At 41.4% G+C, this 19,494-nt stretch carries 21 protein-coding genes and 1 riboswitch; of the genes, 2 read left to right on the top strand and 19 right to left on the bottom strand.

Going from position 1 to position 19,494, the window contains the following annotated elements; translation table 11 throughout:
- Positions 1–36: 36 nt before the first annotated feature.
- Both IGJ44_RS09010 and IGJ44_RS09015 read left to right on the top strand, forming a co-directional pair.
- Entirely contained in the window at positions 37–702 is a 666-nt protein-coding gene (locus tag IGJ44_RS09010; protein WP_167827418.1) for an NAD(P)H-dependent oxidoreductase, read from the top strand.
- Entirely contained in the window at positions 702–875 is a 174-nt protein-coding gene (locus IGJ44_RS09015; protein WP_005226215.1) for a hypothetical protein, read from the top strand. Before IGJ44_RS09010 ends, IGJ44_RS09015 begins: the two co-directional genes overlap by 1 nt.
- Before the next feature lie 96 nt (positions 876–971).
- On the opposite strand, the gene dat is transcribed toward IGJ44_RS09015, so the two are convergent.
- From dat to IGJ44_RS09110, 19 genes are all read right to left on the bottom strand, one after another.
- A complete protein-coding gene (gene dat, locus IGJ44_RS09020) occupies positions 972–1,829 on the bottom strand; it encodes a D-amino-acid transaminase (RefSeq protein ID WP_167827419.1) in 858 nt (285 codons plus the stop codon).
- Positions 1,830–1,950: 121 nt separating this feature from the next.
- Positions 1,951–3,051, bottom strand: coding sequence for an AI-2E family transporter (locus tag IGJ44_RS09025; RefSeq protein ID WP_010748435.1), 1,101 nt, complete (start codon positions 3,049–3,051; stop codon positions 1,951–1,953).
- Positions 3,052–3,213: 162 nt separating this feature from the next.
- A complete protein-coding gene (locus IGJ44_RS09030; protein ID WP_010748436.1) occupies positions 3,214–3,642 on the bottom strand; it encodes a hypothetical protein in 429 nt (142 codons plus the stop codon).
- 76 nt (positions 3,643–3,718) lie between these two features.
- On the bottom strand, positions 3,719–4,135 hold the full coding sequence (locus tag IGJ44_RS09035) for a GNAT family N-acetyltransferase (protein WP_005226220.1): 417 nt from the start codon (positions 4,133–4,135) through the stop codon (positions 3,719–3,721).
- 212 nt (positions 4,136–4,347) lie between these two features.
- On the bottom strand, positions 4,348–5,271 hold the full coding sequence (locus IGJ44_RS09040) for an LCP family protein (RefSeq protein WP_005226221.1): 924 nt from the start codon (positions 5,269–5,271) through the stop codon (positions 4,348–4,350).
- A gap of 11 nt (positions 5,272–5,282) precedes the next feature.
- Complete coding sequence (locus IGJ44_RS09045) at positions 5,283–5,927, bottom strand: phosphatase PAP2 family protein (protein ID WP_167827420.1); 645 nt, start codon at positions 5,925–5,927, stop codon at positions 5,283–5,285.
- On the bottom strand, positions 5,924–7,117 hold the full coding sequence (locus tag IGJ44_RS09050; RefSeq protein WP_015509795.1) for an FtsW/RodA/SpoVE family cell cycle protein: 1,194 nt from the start codon (positions 7,115–7,117) through the stop codon (positions 5,924–5,926). Before IGJ44_RS09050 ends, IGJ44_RS09045 begins: the two co-directional genes overlap by 4 nt.
- Positions 7,095–8,249, bottom strand: coding sequence for an FtsW/RodA/SpoVE family cell cycle protein (locus tag IGJ44_RS09055; protein ID WP_034868647.1), 1,155 nt, complete (start codon positions 8,247–8,249; stop codon positions 7,095–7,097). Before IGJ44_RS09055 ends, IGJ44_RS09050 begins: the two co-directional genes overlap by 23 nt.
- Positions 8,250–8,375: 126 nt before the next feature.
- A riboswitch (M-box (ykoK) riboswitch) is annotated at positions 8,376–8,551 on the bottom strand.
- Positions 8,552–8,838: 287 nt separating this feature from the next.
- Positions 8,839–10,734 carry an endonuclease MutS2 gene (locus IGJ44_RS09060; protein ID WP_167827421.1) on the bottom strand — a complete coding sequence of 632 codons (1,896 nt, stop codon included), beginning with the start codon at positions 10,732–10,734 and terminating at the stop codon, positions 8,839–8,841.
- A gap of 347 nt (positions 10,735–11,081) precedes the next feature.
- Positions 11,082–12,611, bottom strand: coding sequence for an alkyl hydroperoxide reductase subunit F (gene ahpF, locus IGJ44_RS09065; protein WP_015509798.1), 1,530 nt, complete (start codon positions 12,609–12,611; stop codon positions 11,082–11,084).
- 9 nt (positions 12,612–12,620) lie between these two features.
- On the bottom strand, positions 12,621–13,184 hold the full coding sequence (ahpC, locus tag IGJ44_RS09070) for an alkyl hydroperoxide reductase subunit C (protein ID WP_005226227.1): 564 nt from the start codon (positions 13,182–13,184) through the stop codon (positions 12,621–12,623).
- A gap of 306 nt (positions 13,185–13,490) precedes the next feature.
- Positions 13,491–13,694, bottom strand: coding sequence for a hypothetical protein (locus IGJ44_RS09075; protein ID WP_010748444.1), 204 nt, complete (start codon positions 13,692–13,694; stop codon positions 13,491–13,493).
- Between the two features lie 152 nt (positions 13,695–13,846).
- Positions 13,847–14,806 (bottom strand): permease prefix domain 1-containing protein, encoded by a 960-nt coding sequence (locus IGJ44_RS09080; protein ID WP_167827422.1) that lies wholly within the window; start codon positions 14,804–14,806, stop codon positions 13,847–13,849.
- Entirely contained in the window at positions 14,803–15,135 is a 333-nt protein-coding gene (locus IGJ44_RS09085) for a PadR family transcriptional regulator (protein WP_121261214.1), read from the bottom strand. The genes IGJ44_RS09080 and IGJ44_RS09085 overlap by 4 nt, the downstream gene beginning before the upstream one ends.
- 189 nt (positions 15,136–15,324) lie before the next feature.
- Entirely contained in the window at positions 15,325–16,296 is a 972-nt protein-coding gene (locus tag IGJ44_RS09090; protein ID WP_005236194.1) for a siderophore ABC transporter substrate-binding protein, read from the bottom strand.
- A 24-nt stretch (positions 16,297–16,320) separates the two neighbouring features.
- The gene (locus IGJ44_RS09095; RefSeq protein ID WP_430605648.1) at positions 16,321–17,079 is read right to left on the bottom strand and encodes an ABC transporter ATP-binding protein; all 759 of its coding nucleotides are present in this window, start codon (positions 17,077–17,079) and stop codon (positions 16,321–16,323) included.
- On the bottom strand, positions 17,076–18,020 hold the full coding sequence (locus IGJ44_RS09100) for an iron chelate uptake ABC transporter family permease subunit (RefSeq protein WP_005236195.1): 945 nt from the start codon (positions 18,018–18,020) through the stop codon (positions 17,076–17,078). Before IGJ44_RS09100 ends, IGJ44_RS09095 begins: the two co-directional genes overlap by 4 nt.
- Positions 18,017–18,967 carry an ABC transporter permease gene (locus IGJ44_RS09105; protein ID WP_151196589.1) on the bottom strand — a complete coding sequence of 317 codons (951 nt, stop codon included), beginning with the start codon at positions 18,965–18,967 and terminating at the stop codon, positions 18,017–18,019. The genes IGJ44_RS09100 and IGJ44_RS09105 overlap by 4 nt, the downstream gene beginning before the upstream one ends.
- Before the next feature lie 319 nt (positions 18,968–19,286).
- On the bottom strand, positions 19,287–19,487 hold the full coding sequence (locus tag IGJ44_RS09110; protein WP_167827424.1) for a hypothetical protein: 201 nt from the start codon (positions 19,485–19,487) through the stop codon (positions 19,287–19,289).
- Positions 19,488–19,494 lie beyond the last annotated feature (7 nt).

Genomic DNA, 19,494 nt, shown 5'->3' on the forward strand with positions numbered 1-19,494 from the left:
CTTTCTGGTAAAATATGGTAAATGTAGTAGGAAAGGATGATCAATCTCATGATAAAAACCTTAGTGGTGGCTAGCCACCCAGATTTCCACAACTCTCTTTCCCAACGTTTTTTCAGTGAAAGTGCCAAACTTTCTAATGTCACCATACACTTTCTTGATGATTTTTCTGACTTTTCCCTTGCCGATGAACAGGCGCTGCTGCAAAACTGTGACCGTTTGGTTTTACAATTCCCCTTATATTGGTACAGTGTTCCAGCAAAAATGAAAGCTTGGATCGATACGGTTTGGGAAAATTGCGCGCCTGCTTTGATGGGGAAAGAAATCAGTTTCGCCGTTTCTACTGGTGTTGCTGCCAAAGAATTTCAGTTAGGTGGTCGAGAAAATACGACCTTTAACGAAATTTTGCATCCACTCGTACTGATGGCAAAAAAACACCAAATGACCGTGTTACCCATCGTTGTCCTTGACCAACTGATGTATAAAACGGAAAAAGAAAAGCGTGCCTTTGTCATTGCCTATCAGCAATTATTATCGATGCCCGCTCCCTTTACGTTTGATCAAAAGCAACAATGGTTTGCTGAGAAACTGGCACATTTGGTTTCTAAAAAACCGCAGCTTTCTCCTTTGCTATCCCTGTTGCAGGAAAACCATGAAACATTGAACGAATTAGAAGATGCTTTAGCTGAATTGGAGGTGCTTTGATGGGGCATGATTGGCTAACACCGCTGATAGAACAATCCATTCAAGAAACCACTGATTACCATGAAAAAGCATTTTTGCAAGAGCTGGGACAGTTGTTGCAGCAGCAAGAAACCCGCATCGAATTGAAACAAGGAGAACTTGACGGGAAGTTGTGGAACCCTAGTGAATGGTAAGAAATAATTTTCAACGCAAGATAAAGCTTTGGTCCCACCCAGCCTTAAAAATACTGGGTGTTGCCAAAGCTTTTTTAGGTGGTTTCTATTGCATAATCACAATGAATCGCTTTTATTCTTTGTGGCAGCGATATACGCTGCTTGCAATTGTTTCGTGATTGAACCCAATACGCCAGTGCCAACGGGTTTCCCATCAATGGCAACGATCGGAACGATTTCCCAAACTGAGTTGGTCAAGAAACACTCTTGCGTGTCGCGTAGTGCCTCAATCGGGACGGGTTCTTCTCGATAGGGAATTTCTAATTGGCGACACAACTGAAGGACCTTCAATTTCGTGATTCCCGGTAACACCAAACGCCCATCCGGATGAGTATAGACGATCCCATCAATGACAAACCAGAGATTGGATGCAGATGCTTCTGTAAAAAAGCCATCTCGTTGCAGTATCGCATCATCGAAGCCAGCTTCGATCGCTTGATCCAGCGCCAAAAGATTACCTAACAAACTCAATGATTTGATATCACAATGCAACCAGCGTTCATCAGGAAGAACGGTTGCCGAAAGCCCTGCTTGCTGCATTTCATCTGGTCGTTCAAAGAGGATCACATTTGCCGTCACCACCCCTTTGACCGATCCAGCTGGTGGAAACTCGTGATTTCTCGGAGAAGCGATTCCTCGGGTGATCTGAAGATAGATTTCTCCTTCTGTGATTCCTTCAGTCTTAATGAGTAACTTTAGGTTTTCAGTCAATTGGGGAATCGAATAGGGTAACGTTAGCTTAATTTTTTGTGCACTGCTTTCCAATCGAGCCATATGCTCCGCTAACATAAAACAGTGGCCATTATATATTCGGATAACTTCATAGATCCCATCACCATACTGATAGCCACGGTCTTCGATATCAATTCTCACTGCCTCTCGATCAACGATCTGACCATTCCACAAAACCTTCATTTCCTCACTCCTATCGTCGTTTTCGTTTCAATCAGTATAGCATGAGTCTTTGTACCGTGCTATGTGTCATCTAAAACAAAAAACTTGCTGATGAAGATTTCTTCAACAGCAAGTTTTATTGTTACAATGACTCCTTGTCGATCACAGAACGTTCTAGTTTGCGTTCCTGGAAAAAACGGAGTAGCGTGCCAGACATCGCCATAATGATCGAATACACTGGAAGTGCAACGATCATACCAACAAATCCCAGCAAGTTGCCGGCGATCAATAATAAGAACACCGCAATAATCGGATGGATATGCAACACTTTATTCATTACTAGAGGTGAAACTAGATACGATTCACCCAATTGAATGATCGTGATGCCCACTACCAATAAAATGGCGGTACGGATATCTAAACTTAAAGCAAATAGAAATGCGGGTGCCGCTCCGATAAATGGTCCGAAGTATGGGATGATATCCAAGACACCGCAAATCAGGCCTAAAAGCAACGCATTCTGCAAACCTAGCAAAGAAAAAATCAAATAACTGGAAACGGCAACGTACGAACATACAAGCAATTTCCCGCCAATATAAGCAGACGCTGCTTGGTGGAAATCACTGCATAACTGACGCATCAAACCTTGGTACTTTTTCGGTGTTTTGTTTGCTAAAAAGTCTGGCACTTTCTCACCGTCTTTAAACATATAGACTAAGAGCAGTGGGATCGTAAACAAGACGATCGCTGAGTGAGAAACGATGGAGATCAAACTCGTTAGACTATTCGTTGCCCCGGTAATAAACTGCAAGGCGAAATTGCTCGCTTGCGAAATATCGATCGAATCAATGAAAGGACCGAAAAGTTCCTCCAAATAGGAATGATCGATGTTATCGATCACCAAATTGATGATAACGGGTATTTGATTGATAAAGCGTCCCATCTCATAGGCTAATGCGGGTCCAATCACCTGAATGATCAAATAGGCTGCAAAAACGATCAACAACAGTGTCGCATACAGCGCAATGCTTTTCTTTTTCGTCCTTCTTTTTACCCAATTAAAGAAAGGCAAAAAGATATAAAAAATAAAAATGGATATCAGTACAGGTAAAAAGACACTAGAAAAGATTGCTTCTAATGGTCGAAAAACAAACAGTATATTTGAATAGATCCAGACGGCGATCCCTAAAAGGCAGACGATCACCAGACCTGCAAAAATTTTTGATTTTTTAAGAAACTCCAATAATTGATCCTCCTGATTCTAGAAAATACGTTCACTTCTTTCAGTTTATCATAATTTTTTAAGCGAATGATCCTTTTGCGAATATTTTTTCAAAAATCCGCGTTTTTCATAGGAAACTTTTGAGTAATTTAATTATTTCCCCCATAAAACCCTTCTGCCTAATCAATTTTGATGAGCAGAAAAAGGAACCGAGAGTTGCAAGTGTTTGATACAGTAAGCTGCCACACCGAGCTGGAGTAAACCTAACACTAAGAAAATCAGATGCAAAACATTCCCGCCCCTTAATAAAATCACTTGAACAATGATCCAGATAATTAAACAGATGCCTAAAAGCAATTCGCCATGATACCCTTGGTTGCGCCACAATCGGATAGCTGCCAATAAATTGCCCAGTCCTAACACAATTAGCAAAAACACCCCGGGAATCAAAAATGTTGTAAATGGCGTTCCTTGGAGCATGGACGATTCCAACCCAGCAAATGACTGTCCTTTCCTTAATGGCTCAATACTCATAAACGCCAGCATGCTTCCTCCACATGCGCCAACACCAATCACTAAACTTAACACAAATAACGCAAATCGCAGCTTCATTTCTCCCACTCCTTCATCAAACATAAAACCGTTAATAAATTGACCATTTTCAACTAGCGATCGGGTTTCTGGCTATTTACTCGTTTTTAGGCAAATAAATAAATGCTGCAATTTGCTGCGTTTCTACAGAGGAAAAGCCGCAAGACTCATAAAATCGGCGCGTTTTCTCTGTGTTGTCCGTGATCAAAACCTTTTGTCGAATCGATGGATATCTCGCCAGCATTTTTTTGAGCAATCGCTGGCCAATTTTTTGACGTTGGAACGCTGGCGCTACTAACAGATCCTGAATATAAAGAATGGTTTGTCCATCGGTTATACATCGAATAAGTCCGACTAGCTGCTCTTCAACATAGGCAGTGATCACCTGCGACTGAGCTAGGCCGTTTAATAGTCGCTCTGGCTCTTTCGTATAGGCGACCCAGCCAACACATTTATATAAAGCGAGAATCTGATTTGAATCCTCTGGTAATTGATCTTTAAAGATGATAGTCATTCTTTTCCCCCCTTGTAACTTTTAACCAAACGATATAGCAACAAATAAAGAGTTAACAGTCCTTCTCCGAACAGGCTCTTGCTACCCTTCAAGCCGAATTGCTTTGCTTGACTAAAGAGTATCCTGAGGAAAAGCAGCTGTCAACTCTAATCACGATTTACTAGAGGAACAAAGAGGAAGTGGTGTTATTACTAATTAAACCCAAGGCTTACTTAATCAAGCATTAATTCGCTTTTTAAACGCTGACTCGTCGCTTGTTGTTCTTCAGGCGACACTTCTTGATAAGAGATACCGTATTCACCTCTAAAGCCATCGCCAGTGAACCCAGTACCCGCCATTTGGTAAGATTCGACAGTAACGAGTGCCGATTGATATTGGGTGAATAGTTGACTCATCTGAGAAAACGTTAAATCTGTTTCACCATTTTCCCCAATAATCGTTAACAGATCCTGAATCCGCATCACGCTTGATAGAGAAACTAATTCATTGGCCAAAATCTCTGTCACTTCTCGCTGACGACGTTGGCGTCCATAGTCACCTTCAGGGTCTTCTTTGCGCATACGGGTATATTGAAGTGCTTCCCAGCCATCCAAATCAAGGATACCTTCTTCAAAATAGATATCCTCAGCAGTAAATGCAAAATCGTTTTCAACGGTAATACCGCCAATCGCATCAACTAGATCTGCCATACCATCCATATTTAAAGAAAAATAATGATGAATCGGAACATTAAGGTATTGTTCCACTGTTTCAATCATCATCTTTGCTCCGCCAAAGGAATGTGCGTGGTTGATTTTATCTTCATATCCTTGACCAACAATTTCAACATACGCATCCCTGGGAATACTCGTAAGTGTCGTTTTTTTCGTAACTGGATTCAACGTTGCAATCATGATCGTATTGGCACGATAATCTGTTTGCCGGCGAGCATCATTGGCAATTCCTAGCAAAAGCAGACTTAAAGGCTCTGTGTTTTCTATCACCTCTGCTTCTTGTCTTCCTTCTATCGGCCGATGAATCGAGTGCGCAACATTTTCAACTTGAAAATATACTTTGATTCCGTAAGCAGTCCCCGATGCCACAACCACTGTAAGCAAAGCCAAAAATACAATAATTATTTTTTTTACCAAACTCAATTTATTCCCCCCTAAGCACCCTTTTTTTTATTGAAAAAAACTATTGAACACGTAATCGAGCTGATTCCACTTGCCAATAAGATACTCGCTAACAAGTCACTAGGATAGTGAACCCCAAATAGCAAGCGGCTCATCATAATAAGCAGTAAATAAACCAATCCCAAAAACATAGCTAGTTTTTGGCTAATAGGACGTTTGCCTCTTTTGCCAGGCGCTGTTTGTGCGAAGAAAAAGAGGAGAGAAATAATTAGCGTGGTCGCTAATAGTGTATGGCCACTTGGAAAACTGGCGGACGCCCGTTCCATACTGTCAGCAAACTCCGGTCTTGGGCGATCAACGAATTTCTTGATCACTTGGCCAACACCACTGATTATGATCATATTTCCCATCAACCAAAAACTCTCGATCTGTTTCTTTCGAAGAAACAAAATTGCTGCCAATAGAAAATGAATAGCTGCTATCGGGACGATCGTTGCCGTGCTAGCAAGCGGAACAAAAATCGCTTCTACTGTAGCCGTCCGCCATTGAGGCACGTGGGAAAACAGGGTATCAAGCGTTTGGAACCACTGCGGCTCTAATGCTACAAGGAAAAACAACCATGCGAAACAGCTACAAAGCAGTCCACCTATCACCCCTTGTTTTGCTGTCTTGCTCATGTTAATCCCCTACTTTCTTTTAATGCGTAAGATCGTTTCTTCGCTTTAGTCGGGAATTTTTCTAACCCGAAAATAATTCCCATCGCAATACTGATCGCAATCAACGAGGTTCCTCCTTGGCTTAAGAATGGCAGAGGAATTCCCGTTAATGGCAGCAACCCAATCGCCGCTCCGATATTTTCAAAGATCTGAAAGACTAAGCCAAAAACGTACGTGATGGCGATATAGACCGACGCCTTGTTATTCGTTTTTAACGCGGCGAAGATGATTTGATAGATGAGATAAAAATACAAGAAGATCACTAAGGTACTTCCTAAAAAGCCATAGGTTTCACCAATAACTGTAAAAATCATATCTGATTCACGAACCGGAACGTACACTGTCGTATGGGTGTCAGGCGCTCCCAATAAGCCTCCTGAGCCAATCGCCCACATACTGCGAACTTGTTGGAACGCGATAGAGTCTTGGTACGCTAGGGGATCTGCCCAAGCTCGCACTCGGTCTAATTGATACTGCGAGAAATGAAGTCGAAACAAGACACGATTGCCCCATTCCGTAAACACGAGCAGCAATAAAATAGCGCCGAGGGCTGCGATCAAACCGATCACTACGGTCAAAATTTTCCAATGAACACCCGAGATAATAAATAAAGCCCCTAACATCACAATAAACACTAAACTCGTACCAAAGTCCCGTTGCATAAACATCAATAGAAATGTCGGTATACTATAAAGCAAGATCTTAGTGACGTAGATCAAATCAGATTTAATGGTCCGTTCGGCTTTTCGTTTTTCATATACTAAGGTGAGATAGACCATAAAAAGCATAAAGGCCACTTTCATAAACTCTGAGGGCTGAATGGTAAAGTCGCCGATTCTGATCCAGCGTTTGGTAGAAGTCTGCTCAAACATCGTTTGATCGTAGAACCAATGAAGAGAAGCCATCAAACCTAGCGCCAATACATACAAAAGACCCGAAAAGCGTAAGAGCAAATTGGTTGGGATCAAACTTGTAACGAAGAGCGCGATGGCGGATAGAACACAAAAAACGATCTGTCGAAAAACGATTCCAGAAGGATCATTGCCATCCATTACAGAAGCTTGATGCTGGACCCAAATGCTTAGCAAAAAAAGCAGAAAAACGGGTAGCAGCAAGGCATAGTTTGCATCATGTCGTTTGAGGAACTTCATTTCGTTTGCCCTCCTCTCGCTCTAATTTCAGGCACATACTAAAGGCAAATGAAAGAATAAAGTAACTGGAGCCACCATAGCTGATAAAGGGTAACGGTACCCCCGTCATCGGCATCAACCCTAAAATACTGGCTATATTGATACTTGTTTGCAACAAAAGTAATGTACTTGTTCCTAGCAATATCAACCCAATCTGAGGGTTTTCAATAGCTGCGGAACGAATAAATAAACGTAAGATGATTACGAATAATAAGCCAATAACAAAAATCCCGAAAAGCAAGCCAAGCTCTTCTACTAAAACGGAAAAAATAAAATCGGTTTCCGCAACTGGTAAAAAGCCTTTTTTCGTAATACTGTTTCCTAAACCGAGACCAGTAAGCCCTCCATTAAATAAAGCATAGTAAGAATGGATCATTTGGAACCCCTGATTGTAAGGGTCGGAGAATGGATCACCTACTAGGCGAATTCGGTTATATACGTGCATAAAAATATGAGGCAATAAATCATTGTCCCCTAAAAACATGATCAACAGGGCAGCCAAGAATAGACTGATCACTAAGCCACCAAATAAAAGAGCCGTCAGCTTCACGGGGACTTGTACCGTAGTTATCATGACAAATGCTAAAAAAAGCAAAATCATCACACCGGCTATTTTCGGTTGAAACAGGATCAACACACAGCACAAAAACAAAACGAAAAGCGGACGTTTCATTTCCTGCAAGGTGGTTTTTGCAGTTTGAAAGTAATGAGCAAGGTACAAGACCATCCCTACATTCACAATCTCTGATGGTTGAAATTGAATCCCTGCGATCGAGACCCAGCGTTGTGCCCCATTAACAGAGACACCGAAAAAGGGCAAACGAGCTAAGAGCAAGGTAAAGATCCCAAATGCTAGCAGACCGATCGCTAAGTATTTGCTAAGCAAAATCTCTCTTCGCGTCCGCTGAATAATGAATAAAAGAACCCAGCTAAGTAACAAAAAGACCAATTGACGGATAAATAGCGACGCTGGTGGTTGATCTCTCGTTAATAAACGGTATGAACTTGCACTATAAATCATTAAAAGACCGATAAGGCTCAATAGCAAATAAGCTATGATAAGCAGCCAATCGATCTTCTTTTTTTCTATCATTGCTTCCACTCCTCTTGCCTTGGAGTAGGTGTTCAGACGGTACCAGTTATTTTGCTCTATGAGCTTCGTCATCCATCAGAAAGAAAAGCAAAAAAGTCTCACTTCTCTTAGGACGTCAGACTTTAGCAGCAATCTCATCGTCCGAGTTTTAGCACTATACAACGTAAAGAAAGTCATTTGCTCTCTTAGCTATTTTATGAAAAGCCTTAATCCGACAATTCCTGTTTTACACATTGGCGTCTTTCGACGTTTCTGCGCAATAGCTTGTGTTTGTATAGGAGCCTCACCTAACAAGGTTATATGTTATTTTTCAATCCAATATGAATGGTACCCTTCCTCGAATAAAGATACAACCAATTCTCTGTTATTTTTATTTTTCTTTAACTTTTCTTAAAGAATTTAGATATTTCGAATATTTTCTGCTCTATAAAGAAAAAACAACCAAAATAATCATCCAAACAAAGGAACGGCATCGATAAAGGACGTTATTAAAAAAACGAACATTTAAAAAAAGCAGTCCTTTTTCTAGGTGCTGAAAAAGGACTGCTTGCTTGATTTTGGTCTATCGATTGAAAGTTTTCTTAATCTATCAATCCACGGGTCGATTGGTTTGCCGTTCTTGCGCTGCTTTTCGTAACTGCTTCTGCGCTTTTTTAGATCCTCGTTCAATATCTCGAGTAAACTTGCGCTGCGCAAACTCAACGAATAGCTGATCAAGATCATAACCTGCGGGATAGAGCACCTCTCGCTTTGTGAGGAGTTGCAAGCGACGAGCGGCAACAACAAAAAAGTGTTTCTCTATTGAAATTTTCGCTTGTCCTTGTTCCAAATACTCATAAAAAAGCCCGCGCTGGTTATGTTCTGTTGAAAAGACCAAGTCTCCTTTTTGAAAAATAAGATCTATCTTGGCTTCTTGTTGAGGGGGTTGTTTCTTCCCCTTTTCAAAAGGCTGCTTCTCAAAAGAATAGGTTTTATGCTTTAAATATTCCTTTGCTGTTTGGACTACGTCAGCGGGGATCGCCATCTTTTCGGCAATCCAAAACGCATTACTATCACCGACTGCATTCGTCAGCAAACGATATTTTGGTGTCAAGGTTTTGGCATCAAAAGCCATTGCCGCTGTTTCGAAATCTTGATGATCGACGGCAAACTGCTTGATTTCACCATAATGCGTTGTTGCGATCATTAAAGCTCCTGAGCGATAGATGGATTCCATGATGGCGATCGCCAAAGCAGCCCCTTCATTGGGCTCAGTACCGCTGCCGATTTCATCCAATAAAACAATACTGTGTCGGGTAGCATTCTTCATAATCTGAGCAATGTTCGACATGTGTCCAGAGAAGGTACTTAAAGAATTTTCCAGACTTTGTTGATCGCCAATATCCATCCAAAGACTTTTTAAAAACGGAACAGTGCTTTTGCCATTGTGTGCTGGAAATAAGCCATAATGAGCCATGGCGCAAACAAGTCCAACGGTTTTTAAGACGACGGTCTTGCCTCCAGCATTGGGACCCGTGATGACCATGCAGCGGTTTTCTTCGCCAAGTTTTAAAGAAAGAGGAACCGCATCACGTCCCAGCAAAGGATGACGGACGTGATCAAGAAGCAAAACTTCTTCCTCAGTCATAGTTATCGGTTGCCCGTTGATTTCTCGACAATATTTTCCCCGAGCAAAAATAATATCCAGCACAACTAAAATGTCAAGACAGGTAAACACGGCGTTCATTTGTTCGGCGATCGCCCCTGTCAACTCTGACAACACTTGGTATTGAGCGGCTGTTTCTTCTGCTTGCGCCAAGATCAATCGATCATTTAAACGGGCAGCTGCCTCCGGTTCAATAAAGACAGTCGCTCGTTTATTGGAACGTTCGATGATCGTTCCGTTAAATTGCTGTTGAAATTCAGCACGCACAGGTAACGTATATCGGTCGTTCTTTTTGATGACACGATTTTCTTGTAAATAGCGACTTTCCTTAAAAAACTTTGCAAAAACTTTTTTCAGATCAGCTTCATATTTTTCGATCGTACCGCGAATTTTCCGCAATTCTCGGCTGGCATTACTATCAACCTGACCATTGCGAATCTTTTGGAAAATCATTTCGGCGATTTCAGAAAAGTCTTCTAAACCTTGTGCATATTGATGTAATCTTGGGGCAATCGATTGATTCTTTTCGAACAATTGACGGATGATTCGAAAAGACCGTAAAAAGTCTCCATATTCGATAAGCTCCTGTGGTTCCAAAACAAACCCTTTTTCAATTTTCTCCGTATGGTGTAAGACATGCTGCAGCCCCATAAAAGGCACTTGACGACCAGCGGCTAATAGCGCCATCGCTTCAGTGGTCTCTGTCACTCGTTTTTGGGCAGAGTGGATCGTCGCTGCTGGTTTTTCATTCGCAAAGCGCGCCTTGCCGTAATCGCTGATTATTTTTTTACTTACTTGTTCTTTAATTTGTTCAAATTCAGTTGCTTGAGGTATCTTCATGAGTTATCCTTTCTTGTGCCTGAGGATTCCGATCAGATCCCCGTCCAAAAAAGTGTACAAAAAAAGCGATAGTTTCCCATCACCTGATTCATCAATAACGATTTTTATCGGTATCTACAGGCACAACAAATAAACAGTCTGTTTTTGCTTATTTGTTTTAATTGGCTGATTAGATACCTACGACACTCATCAATATACCTCTTTCTTTTTTGAACGAGTTTTTTTCATTGTAATATAGAAGCTGTCCTTCTGTCAACTGGACCCAAACTGCCCTTACAAAAAAAAAAACGCTCAGCAGCTCCTAGAAGCCCCTGAGACGTTTTTTGATTTTAAATGATGCAAGGCGCTTACGAGCGAATCAGGTGATCAAAGGCACCTAATGCCGCAGTCGCACCTGAACCCATTGAAGTGATGATCTGTTTGTATACACTATCGGTACAATCCCCTGCTGCAAAGACCCCTTCAATATTGGTTGCGCCGTGTTTGTCTACGACGATCTCATTGCGTTCGTTTAAAACGATGCGATCTTTTAACCATTCGGTATTCGGCATCAAGCCAATCAGGATGAAGACACCCTCAACAGCTAATGTGAATTCGCCATTCGTTTCACGATCAACGTAGGTCAATTGTTCGACATGATCGGATCCAGCAATTTCCTTCGTTGCCGCATTCGTAATAACAGTCACATTTTCTAACGTGTTCAAACGGTTTTGTAGCACAAGGTCCGCTTTTAGTTCCGGTAAAAATTCAAGAACATAGACGTGTTTTGCCATGCCAGCTAAATCGATCGCTGCTTCGATCCCGGAGTTTCCGCCGCCAATAACAGCAACCTCTTTCCCAGCAAATAACGGACCGTCACAATGTGGGCAATAGGCAACACCTTTATTTTTGAATTCTTTTTCTCCTGGAACATTGATGTTACGCCAGCGAGCGCCAGTTGCTAAAATGGCCGTTTTGGTTTTTAATACTGCACCATTTTCTAATTCAACTTCGATGACATCATTGCGACGAATATCTTTCGCACGCTGCCCTTTCATCACGTCTACATTGTATTCGTTGATGTGCTCTTCTACCTGACGCATTAATTTTGGTCCTTCGGTATAAGGAGTACCGATCATGTTTTCGATCCCCAGGGTTTCCATTACTTGTCCACCCATTGTTTCGACGACCATCCCAGTATTGATGCCTTTACGCGCTGCATAAATCGCTGCGCTTCCGCCTGCAGGTCCGCCACCGACAACTAACACATCGAAAAGCTCTTTTTCAGCAAAGTCATCTTTACTCGTCGGACCAGCTGCTTTTTCCAACAATTGTTCGATCGTTTGACGGCCGCTTGCAAATTCTTCACCGTCTAAAAAGACGGTTGGCACAGCCATAATTTTTTTCTTGTCAATTTCTTCTTTGAACATCCCACCTTCGATCATGGTGTGACTGATGGAAGGATTTAGCACTGCCATGATATTTAACGCTTGAACAACATCAGGACAGTTATGGCAGGTCAAACTGACATAGGTTTCAAAATGTAATGGCTTATCGATCGCTTTGATGCGCTTTTGAAGTGCTTCGTCAATTTTCGGCGGACGACCGCTTACTTGAAGCAACGCTAAAATAAACGAAGTGAACTCATGTCCTAACGGTAAACCAGCAAAAGCGATGCCGCTTTCTTCACCGGGACGATTGATCGAAAAGCTTGGTGTCCGTTCACTTGCTACAGCTTGGATAGTGATTTTTGGCGACATTTCTGCGATTTCTTCTAAGAATTCACGTACTTTTGTGGAAGAATCATCCTCACCTAAAGTTGCCGCAAAAACAACCTCTGATTCTAGCATCGCGAGATACTGCGTCAGTTGGTCTTTGATTGCCTTATCTAATGCCATGAGAGCCTCCTAAATCTTGCCTACAAGGTCTAAGCTTGGCGTTAAAGTTTCTTCGCCTTCTTTCCATTTTGCAGGACATACTTCACCTGGATGAGTACGGACATATTGTGCAGCACGGATTTTATCGATCAAGCCACTAGCATCACGACCGATACCGTCCGCATTGATCTCAACTGTTTGGACTACGCCATCTGGATCGATGATGAATGTTCCACGTTGAGACAACCCAGAAGCTTCATCTAGTACATCAAAGATCTCTGAGATCACATGAGAAGGATCTGCAATCATGATATATTCGATTTTATTGATGGCATCAGAATGATCATGCCATGCTTTATGAGTGTAATGAGTATCTGTTGATACAGAATAAACTTCTGCGCCTAATTCTTTTAGTGATGCATATTGATCTTGCAAATCTTCAAGCTCTGTCGGACAAACAAATGAGAAATCTGCAGGGTAAAAACAAACAACGTTCCATTTTCCTTTAAAATCTTCTGATGAAACATCGATAAATTTTCCATTGTGGTAAGCTTTCGCTTCGAATGAACCAATCTCTTTTCCAATTAATGACATATCATTTCCTCCAATTAGAATAATTATTTGAGAATAATCTCTATTAATTATTAGTATATCTAACTATAAAAAGCAATAGTTTATTCAGAAATAGTCAAAAAAAATGTTATCCTCCTCAGAAATGAGCATATTTATTTCCTATCCAAAACAAATAGAGTATAGTTGTAAGTTTGACTAATCGTTTCCATTTTAATTCCCTACTTGTTAGATTCTCAATTACACCCCTCATTCTCAATTAAATAAAAAAGATTGCCTCTTCCTATGATTCCTCACCAAGTAAAGTGAGCCATAGAAAAAGGCAATTTTTTATTTAGTATTTAAATAGTTGAACAATCCACTGATCGTTCGATCCCTCAATGTAATCCGCTTACCGTCTAAAAAAACTTCTTCGACCGGGTAATGGTCTTGAAAAGGTGGAACTTCCAAGTATTGACTTGCGAGAAAGCGCTCCGGAGATTCGACTGTTGCTATTTCTTTGCTGCCATTTTTCAGATAATGAATTTCTAACATATTCATTGCCTCTTTTCTTGTATTCTGAACTTTTTAAAAGCATTGAGAGAACCATATTTCTCGCTGTTCTTTTTTGATTGGTTCAGTTACAAGGCGTATTATAATCTTCCTTTTTTTAAAAGTAAAGAAAGCACTCTCGATTGAAGTGTCTTCTATTTTTTAGCTTTCGTATGTCCGATAAAGTAGTCCTCTAAGACACCACCAATAACAAAAATGACCCAAGAGTAAGCCCATGCATGAAACATGAAGGACCAAAGCATGTAAACGACCAAAATCACTGGCCAGTAGACTGTTCGAAAAAAGGTAACTCTACCAGCGGATTCGCCATATTTATGACGTGTTGCTCGATCCCCAGGATGGTCTTCGTCGCGAATAAAATACGTCTCAGTTGCCAGCTTCGCAAAGCCTGTACGGATAATACTTACATAAATAATAAAGAACACACCTGCTGCAACCGTCAAGAAAAACAAAGAAATCCCAAACTCAACAGAATAATAAAACACTTCACTTAAAAGTACAGGCGCAATTGATAAAATACAGGCACCAATTCCTAAAACAAGACCAATCCGAAAACTTTTTTCATAATTTGCGAGTTGCTGAGCGGCTTCTCGTTTGGCATCCCTTTTTATTGGACGATCATCCAACTGTTTACGAGCACCGGAAAAGTGCAAGCTGCTAGAGATAATAAAACCGACCCCGATGGCGATAAAAAGAAACATCACCATTATTCCAAAGGTCTCAGCATATATACTAACTAAGAGCATCAAGGCTGCTAGGGATGCGATACAAAAACCGATTCCTATAGATAACGAGAAAGCAAAGTGTCGCACAGTTCCCCAATAATCAAACGCATCGTCTTCTGTGATGGCATCGGACCAATCATCAATCGGCGCTTCTTCTTTTGAAACATTTAACTCTTGCAACAGCTCATCTACGGAACCAAACTCACTGATTACTGCACCGATGGCTTCATGCTCGCTTTTCCCTTGGTGAATCAGTTCTAAGTAGTGGTCTTCCATAATCGCTAAGAGGTCTTCTTTCGCCTTTTTGGTTTCCGGTGTGATGGGTACTGATAAAAATAAGCTGTCTAGATAGTCATGAATGGTTTTCATTTGTCTCCTCCTTGTAAGAACTGGTCAACGACGATCTTTGTCTGCTGCCACTCCAATATTTTCTCCGTAAGGCTTGCTCTTCCGTCTGCAGTTATCTGGTAATACGTCCGCTTTTTGCCATGCGTCACTTCTCCAGGATATGAGCGGATCAATCCTTGTTTTTCTAACCGAGTAAAAGCGGAATACAACGTCGTTTCTTTGATCACATATAAAGCATCTGTTCCTTCGCGAATACGCTTGGATATTTCATATCCATAAGAATCTTCATTGGAAAGAATGGATAAAATGATTGCGTCGTTATAGCCGCGAATTCCGTCACTCGAGATCACGCAATCGCCTCCTAAATTACTTCATCTGTCGTACTAATTATAAAACAATTACTACGACAGGTAAAGTAAAGCAGGGAAAGTTATCAAAAATCAGTCGTAGGTCTTAGAAAATAGGAAAATAAAAAGGGACACGCATTCTCAGTAAACTGATACGCGTGTCCTAATTACTTGATTGCTTTTCTCACCTATTTATTCAACGGCTGGTTTGACATCGTCCATCATTAGTTGGATCGACTCCAAGCCTGAACCTGCTAAATACCAAACCGCAGCATCCAATTCAATGACTTGATCGTTTTGCCCAGCATTTGTTTCTTGGACGATTTCATTTGCAACAAATTCACTTTCACTTTCATTGCCGCCGATCGCTTTTGTCCGGTCGATCACGAAAATGATATCAGGATTTTTCTCAAGCAAGTACTCATAAGAAATACTTTGTCCATGTGTCGACGCCTCTAATTCCTCATCTACTGCAGGGAAACCAAACGTATCATACAAGATACTGTAACGAGAACCTGGCCCAAAAGCAGAAAGATTGCCTTCATTTACCATAACAACCAAGGCTTTCTCGTCAGCATTTTGCGCTTGCTCCTTCAAGGTATCGATCTGACCTTGTAACGATGCTAGTTGTTCTTGCGCTTCCTCTTCCTTACCAAAAATTTGACCAATAGTCGTAATGTTGGCTTCGATCGATGCCCAAGTATCACTATTGTCAACGCTTAAGAAAACGGTTGGCGCGATTGCAGACAATTCCTCTTGGAAATCACGTTGTCGCCCAGAAATAATGATTAGGTCTGGCTGCAGTTGATTGATTTTTTCTAAATCAGGCTCCTTGATTCCCCCTGCTGATTCAACATCTGCATACGCTGATAAATAATCTGGTAAATTGCTGGTCGCAGCAGCAACGATTCGATCCCCAAGGCCAAGCGCATCCATCGTGTCTAAGGCACTATTGTCAAAAACCACCACTTTTTCTGGTGCATAAGGAACAGTAACAGTTCCATTGCTATCAGTGATTTCAACCTCTGTCGGTGTCTGTTCACTCTGAGCAGTTTGGCTTTGCTGTGTCCCTGTCGATTCGATTGTACCAGTATTATTTGATCCGCATGCGGTCAACCCCGCTAATACGAAAATACTCATAAAGCTTACTACAATTTTTTTCATTTTTTTCCTCCTTAGAAATACATTTTATTGGAAGGTATAGCAAAATTGCCGACCATCCACTTGTACCAGTTTGATTGGAATCTCATATAATGATGCCAACACTTGCTCCTGGATCACAGCCTCAGTGTCGGCCGCTTTAAAAATCTGACCGTCTTTCATGGCAACGATGTGATCGGCGTAGCGAGCGGCAAAATTAATGTCGTGCAAAACGATCACAACGGTTTTCTGATAGTCTTCCACCAAGGTGGTCAATAGCTTCATCAGCTGGTTGGCGTGCTTCAAATCTAGATTGTTTAACGGTTCGTCCAACAGCAGATAATCTGTATCTTGAGCCAAGATCATCGCCAAGTAAACTCGTTGTAGCTGACCACCAGAAAGCTCATGAATCGATTGATCGGCGTATTCGGTAAGGGATAGCTTAGCTAAAGAATCATCAATGATCCTATCATCCGCTGCCGATTGTCGCCCGCGGTTATACGGATAGCGACCAAATGCCACCAGTTCTCTTACAGTCAGATTGACTGCATAGCGATTGCTTTGTTGCAAAAAAGCCATTTTTTTGGCTAGCTCTTTGGATTTCCATTGGCGAATCTCAGTTCCATCTAAATAAATATCACCAGTTCTCTGGTCCAGCATCCGATTGACCAAGGAGAGTAAGGTGCTTTTTCCCGCACCATTTGGCCCGATAAAGGCAATCATTTTCTGCTCAGGTAATGCTAAAGAACACTCGGTCAACACCTGTGTTTTCGCATAATTTTTGGATACGTTTTTTGTTTCGATCATGATTTTTTCCTTTCCAACAGCAATTTGCTTATAAAGAAGACGCCACCTAATAATTGAATCACTGTACCAATGGTCGTTTGCCATTGAAACACTTGTTCCACTAAGAACTGCCCTCCTACTAACAGGAGAAAACCAATCAGGCTGCCACCAGCAAACAACCACCCATGGCGATAGGTGGGAAAAAGCTGATAGGTGATCGTTGCCACTACAAAGCCGAGAAAAACAGCTGGACCTACGAGTGCCGTAGCGGTACCTGTCAGAAGCGCAATCAAAAATAAAATACCTCTATGAAGCCATTGAACAGGAACGCCTAGACTTTTGGCTTGCCCGCTTCCTAAATGTAATAGATTCAATTCTGGAATCAACAGAATCAGGCAGCTACTACCGATCAAAATGATCACAGCAGCAATTAAGAGATGTTGCGTATTGATATTGCCAAAGCTAGCGAATAAGCGTCCTTGCAGTAAATCATATTCATTCGGGTCCATCAAGACTTGCAAAAACGTGCTCAGACTACTGAACATCGTGCCGCATACCATTCCAGCCATCAACAACAAAAACAATCCGTTGACGGCTTTTTGATAGAAAAAACCGATCAATAAACTTCCTAGAATGGCAGTCAGACTGACAGAGAATAAGAACATCGCTGCTGTTTCTTGGCTTAGCATCTGGATCCCGCCGATAAAAAAGAAACACAGGGTCTGAACCAGGACATATAGTTGATCCAAGCCTAAGATTCCTGGTGTTAAATAGCGATTGCTCGTAACAGTCTGTAAGGTGATCGTACTAAAGGAAATTGCGATCGCCACCAGAGCAAAGGCGAAGATCCGACGGCCCCGCAATGCAAAAGCAAATGACCAATTACCATAGGTGTTATAGGTCAGATAGGCAGTAGCGGCACAAAGGATCAGAAAGAACAAAAGAAAGAGTTTTTTCTTCATTGAAACTTCCTCCCCAGCAGCAAAATCAAGAAGCAGCAACCACCTAGTACACCGGCAACCACACTTACGGGCATCTCATACGGAGCAATCACGATACGTGCCAATACATCACATAAAAGTAAAAATGCACTTCCAGCAAAGCTGATCAGCAGTAGATTATTCTTCAAATGATCCCCAAACACCATGCCGATCATATTTGGGATAACGATCCCTAGAAAAGGGATTTGTCCAACGGTCAATAAAACGACACTACTGGCAAACGCCACCAGAGCGAACACAGCAAAGCGTAAATACAGATAATTGATCCCCAGACTCTTGGCGGCACTTTCTCCTAAACCAGCAATCGTGATCTCATAAGCTAGGAAATACAACAGACCGAATACTGGAATCGTCAAATACAAAAGTTCATACTGGCCAGCCATAATGGTAGCGAAATTTCCTTGTAGCCAAGAAGAGACATTTTGAACCAATTGGAAACGGTAGGCCAAGAAGCTGCTAATGGCACCGATGATATTACCGAACATCACCCCGGTCAAAGGGAGCATCATTGGATCTTTCTTTGGTAGAAATTGGCTTAAAAATAAAAAGAACAAAACACCTGCATAAGCAAACACAAATGCTGCGGTTGTCCGAATCAAGTTTGAAGCATTTGGCAGAAAAAGCATGACTAGCAAAATTCCTAAACGAGCACTATCAGATAATCCGATCGACTCAGATGCCACAAATTTATTTTGCATCATATGTTGCATGATTTTCCCACATAAACTAATGATTCCACCTGCAATAATCAAACTGATCGTCCGTGGGAGCCTAACTTTTACCAAAACAAGCCAATGATTCGGATCACCCTGCTGTAAACCACTTAATGATAATTCATGAGTTCCTACGAGTAAGGAACAGCCCACAAGAAAAATCAAGATCAGCAGTAATCCGATTTTTTTCAACATGCCCCGCCCCTTCCTTATTGAGAATGATTCTCACTCTCTTTAATAGGGTACCGTATTTCACTTAAAATCACAAGAATTTTTTTAAAAAAATCCCTTTACCAATGCAATTTCAGTGAAAACGAATCTGCGAAGGCAAGGGATTATGTGATATTTTTCTCTTATAAAAGACTGCGAGCACGTCTTTTTTTCTCAACGGAGCCTATTTAATCGCTTAAATCAAATAAATACTTGAGAAGGCTAGATTCAACTTCTGAGTTTCATTCAATAACAAATCATTTACACGTTCAATCGTTTCAATCTGTTGAAACCCCTGTGTAGTTCACACATGCTCATCCCAAGCTGGGCGTAGCTTTCCAGATAAAGGGTACTGATGAGCTAACGTGTCCATCCAAGGAACATTCGTCTGCCAATAACAATCCTTTACCGAAAATCGTTCAGTCATAAAACGAGCGTCGTCATTTTTTTTACGAGTTTCTTCATCAAAAAGATAGCGATACCAGTTGGCATCAAAGCTCAGCACAACCCCA

It is taken from the genome of Enterococcus sp. DIV1368d, from assembly GCF_050542975.1.
GTDB classification, from domain to species: Bacteria; Bacillota; Bacilli; order Lactobacillales; family Enterococcaceae; genus Enterococcus_D; species Enterococcus_D casseliflavus.

Bases quoted from the DNA above. Each gene is read 5' to 3' on its own strand.
- IGJ44_RS09060 (WP_167827421.1), bottom strand. From the start codon at position 10,734: ATGAAGATACCTCAAGCAACTGAATTTGAACAAATTAAAGAACAAGTA.
- IGJ44_RS09030 (WP_010748436.1), bottom strand. From the start codon at position 3,642: ATGAAGCTGCGATTTGCGTTATTTGTGTTAAGTTTAGTGATTGGTGTT.
- IGJ44_RS09035 (WP_005226220.1), bottom strand. From the start codon at position 4,135: ATGACTATCATCTTTAAAGATCAATTACCAGAGGATTCAAATCAGATT.
- IGJ44_RS09080 (WP_167827422.1), bottom strand. From the start codon at position 14,806: ATGAAAACCATTCATGACTATCTAGACAGCTTATTTTTATCAGTACCC.
- IGJ44_RS09095 (WP_430605648.1), bottom strand. From the start codon at position 17,079: ATGATCGAAACAAAAAACGTATCCAAAAATTATGCGAAAACACAGGTG.
- IGJ44_RS09105 (WP_151196589.1), bottom strand. From the start codon at position 18,967: ATGTTGAAAAAAATCGGATTACTGCTGATCTTGATTTTTCTTGTGGGC.
- IGJ44_RS09050 (WP_015509795.1), bottom strand. From the start codon at position 7,117: ATGAAGTTCCTCAAACGACATGATGCAAACTATGCCTTGCTGCTACCC.
- IGJ44_RS09055 (WP_034868647.1), bottom strand. From the start codon at position 8,249: ATGATAGAAAAAAAGAAGATCGATTGGCTGCTTATCATAGCTTATTTG.
- IGJ44_RS09075 (WP_010748444.1), bottom strand. From the start codon at position 13,694: ATGTTAGAAATTCATTATCTGAAAAATGGCAGCAAAGAAATAGCAACA.
- IGJ44_RS09010 (WP_167827418.1), top strand. From the start codon at position 37: ATGATCAATCTCATGATAAAAACCTTAGTGGTGGCTAGCCACCCAGAT.
- IGJ44_RS09045 (WP_167827420.1), bottom strand. From the start codon at position 5,927: ATGAGCAAGACAGCAAAACAAGGGGTGATAGGTGGACTGCTTTGTAGC.
- IGJ44_RS09090 (WP_005236194.1), bottom strand. From the start codon at position 16,296: ATGAAAAAAATTGTAGTAAGCTTTATGAGTATTTTCGTATTAGCGGGG.
- IGJ44_RS09100 (WP_005236195.1), bottom strand. From the start codon at position 18,020: ATGAAGAAAAAACTCTTTCTTTTGTTCTTTCTGATCCTTTGTGCCGCT.
- ahpF (WP_015509798.1), bottom strand. From the start codon at position 12,611: ATGGCATTAGATAAGGCAATCAAAGACCAACTGACGCAGTATCTCGCG.
- dat (WP_167827419.1), bottom strand. From the start codon at position 1,829: ATGAAGGTTTTGTGGAATGGTCAGATCGTTGATCGAGAGGCAGTGAGA.
- IGJ44_RS09015 (WP_005226215.1), top strand. From the start codon at position 702: ATGGGGCATGATTGGCTAACACCGCTGATAGAACAATCCATTCAAGAA.
- ahpC (WP_005226227.1), bottom strand. From the start codon at position 13,184: ATGTCATTAATTGGAAAAGAGATTGGTTCATTCGAAGCGAAAGCTTAC.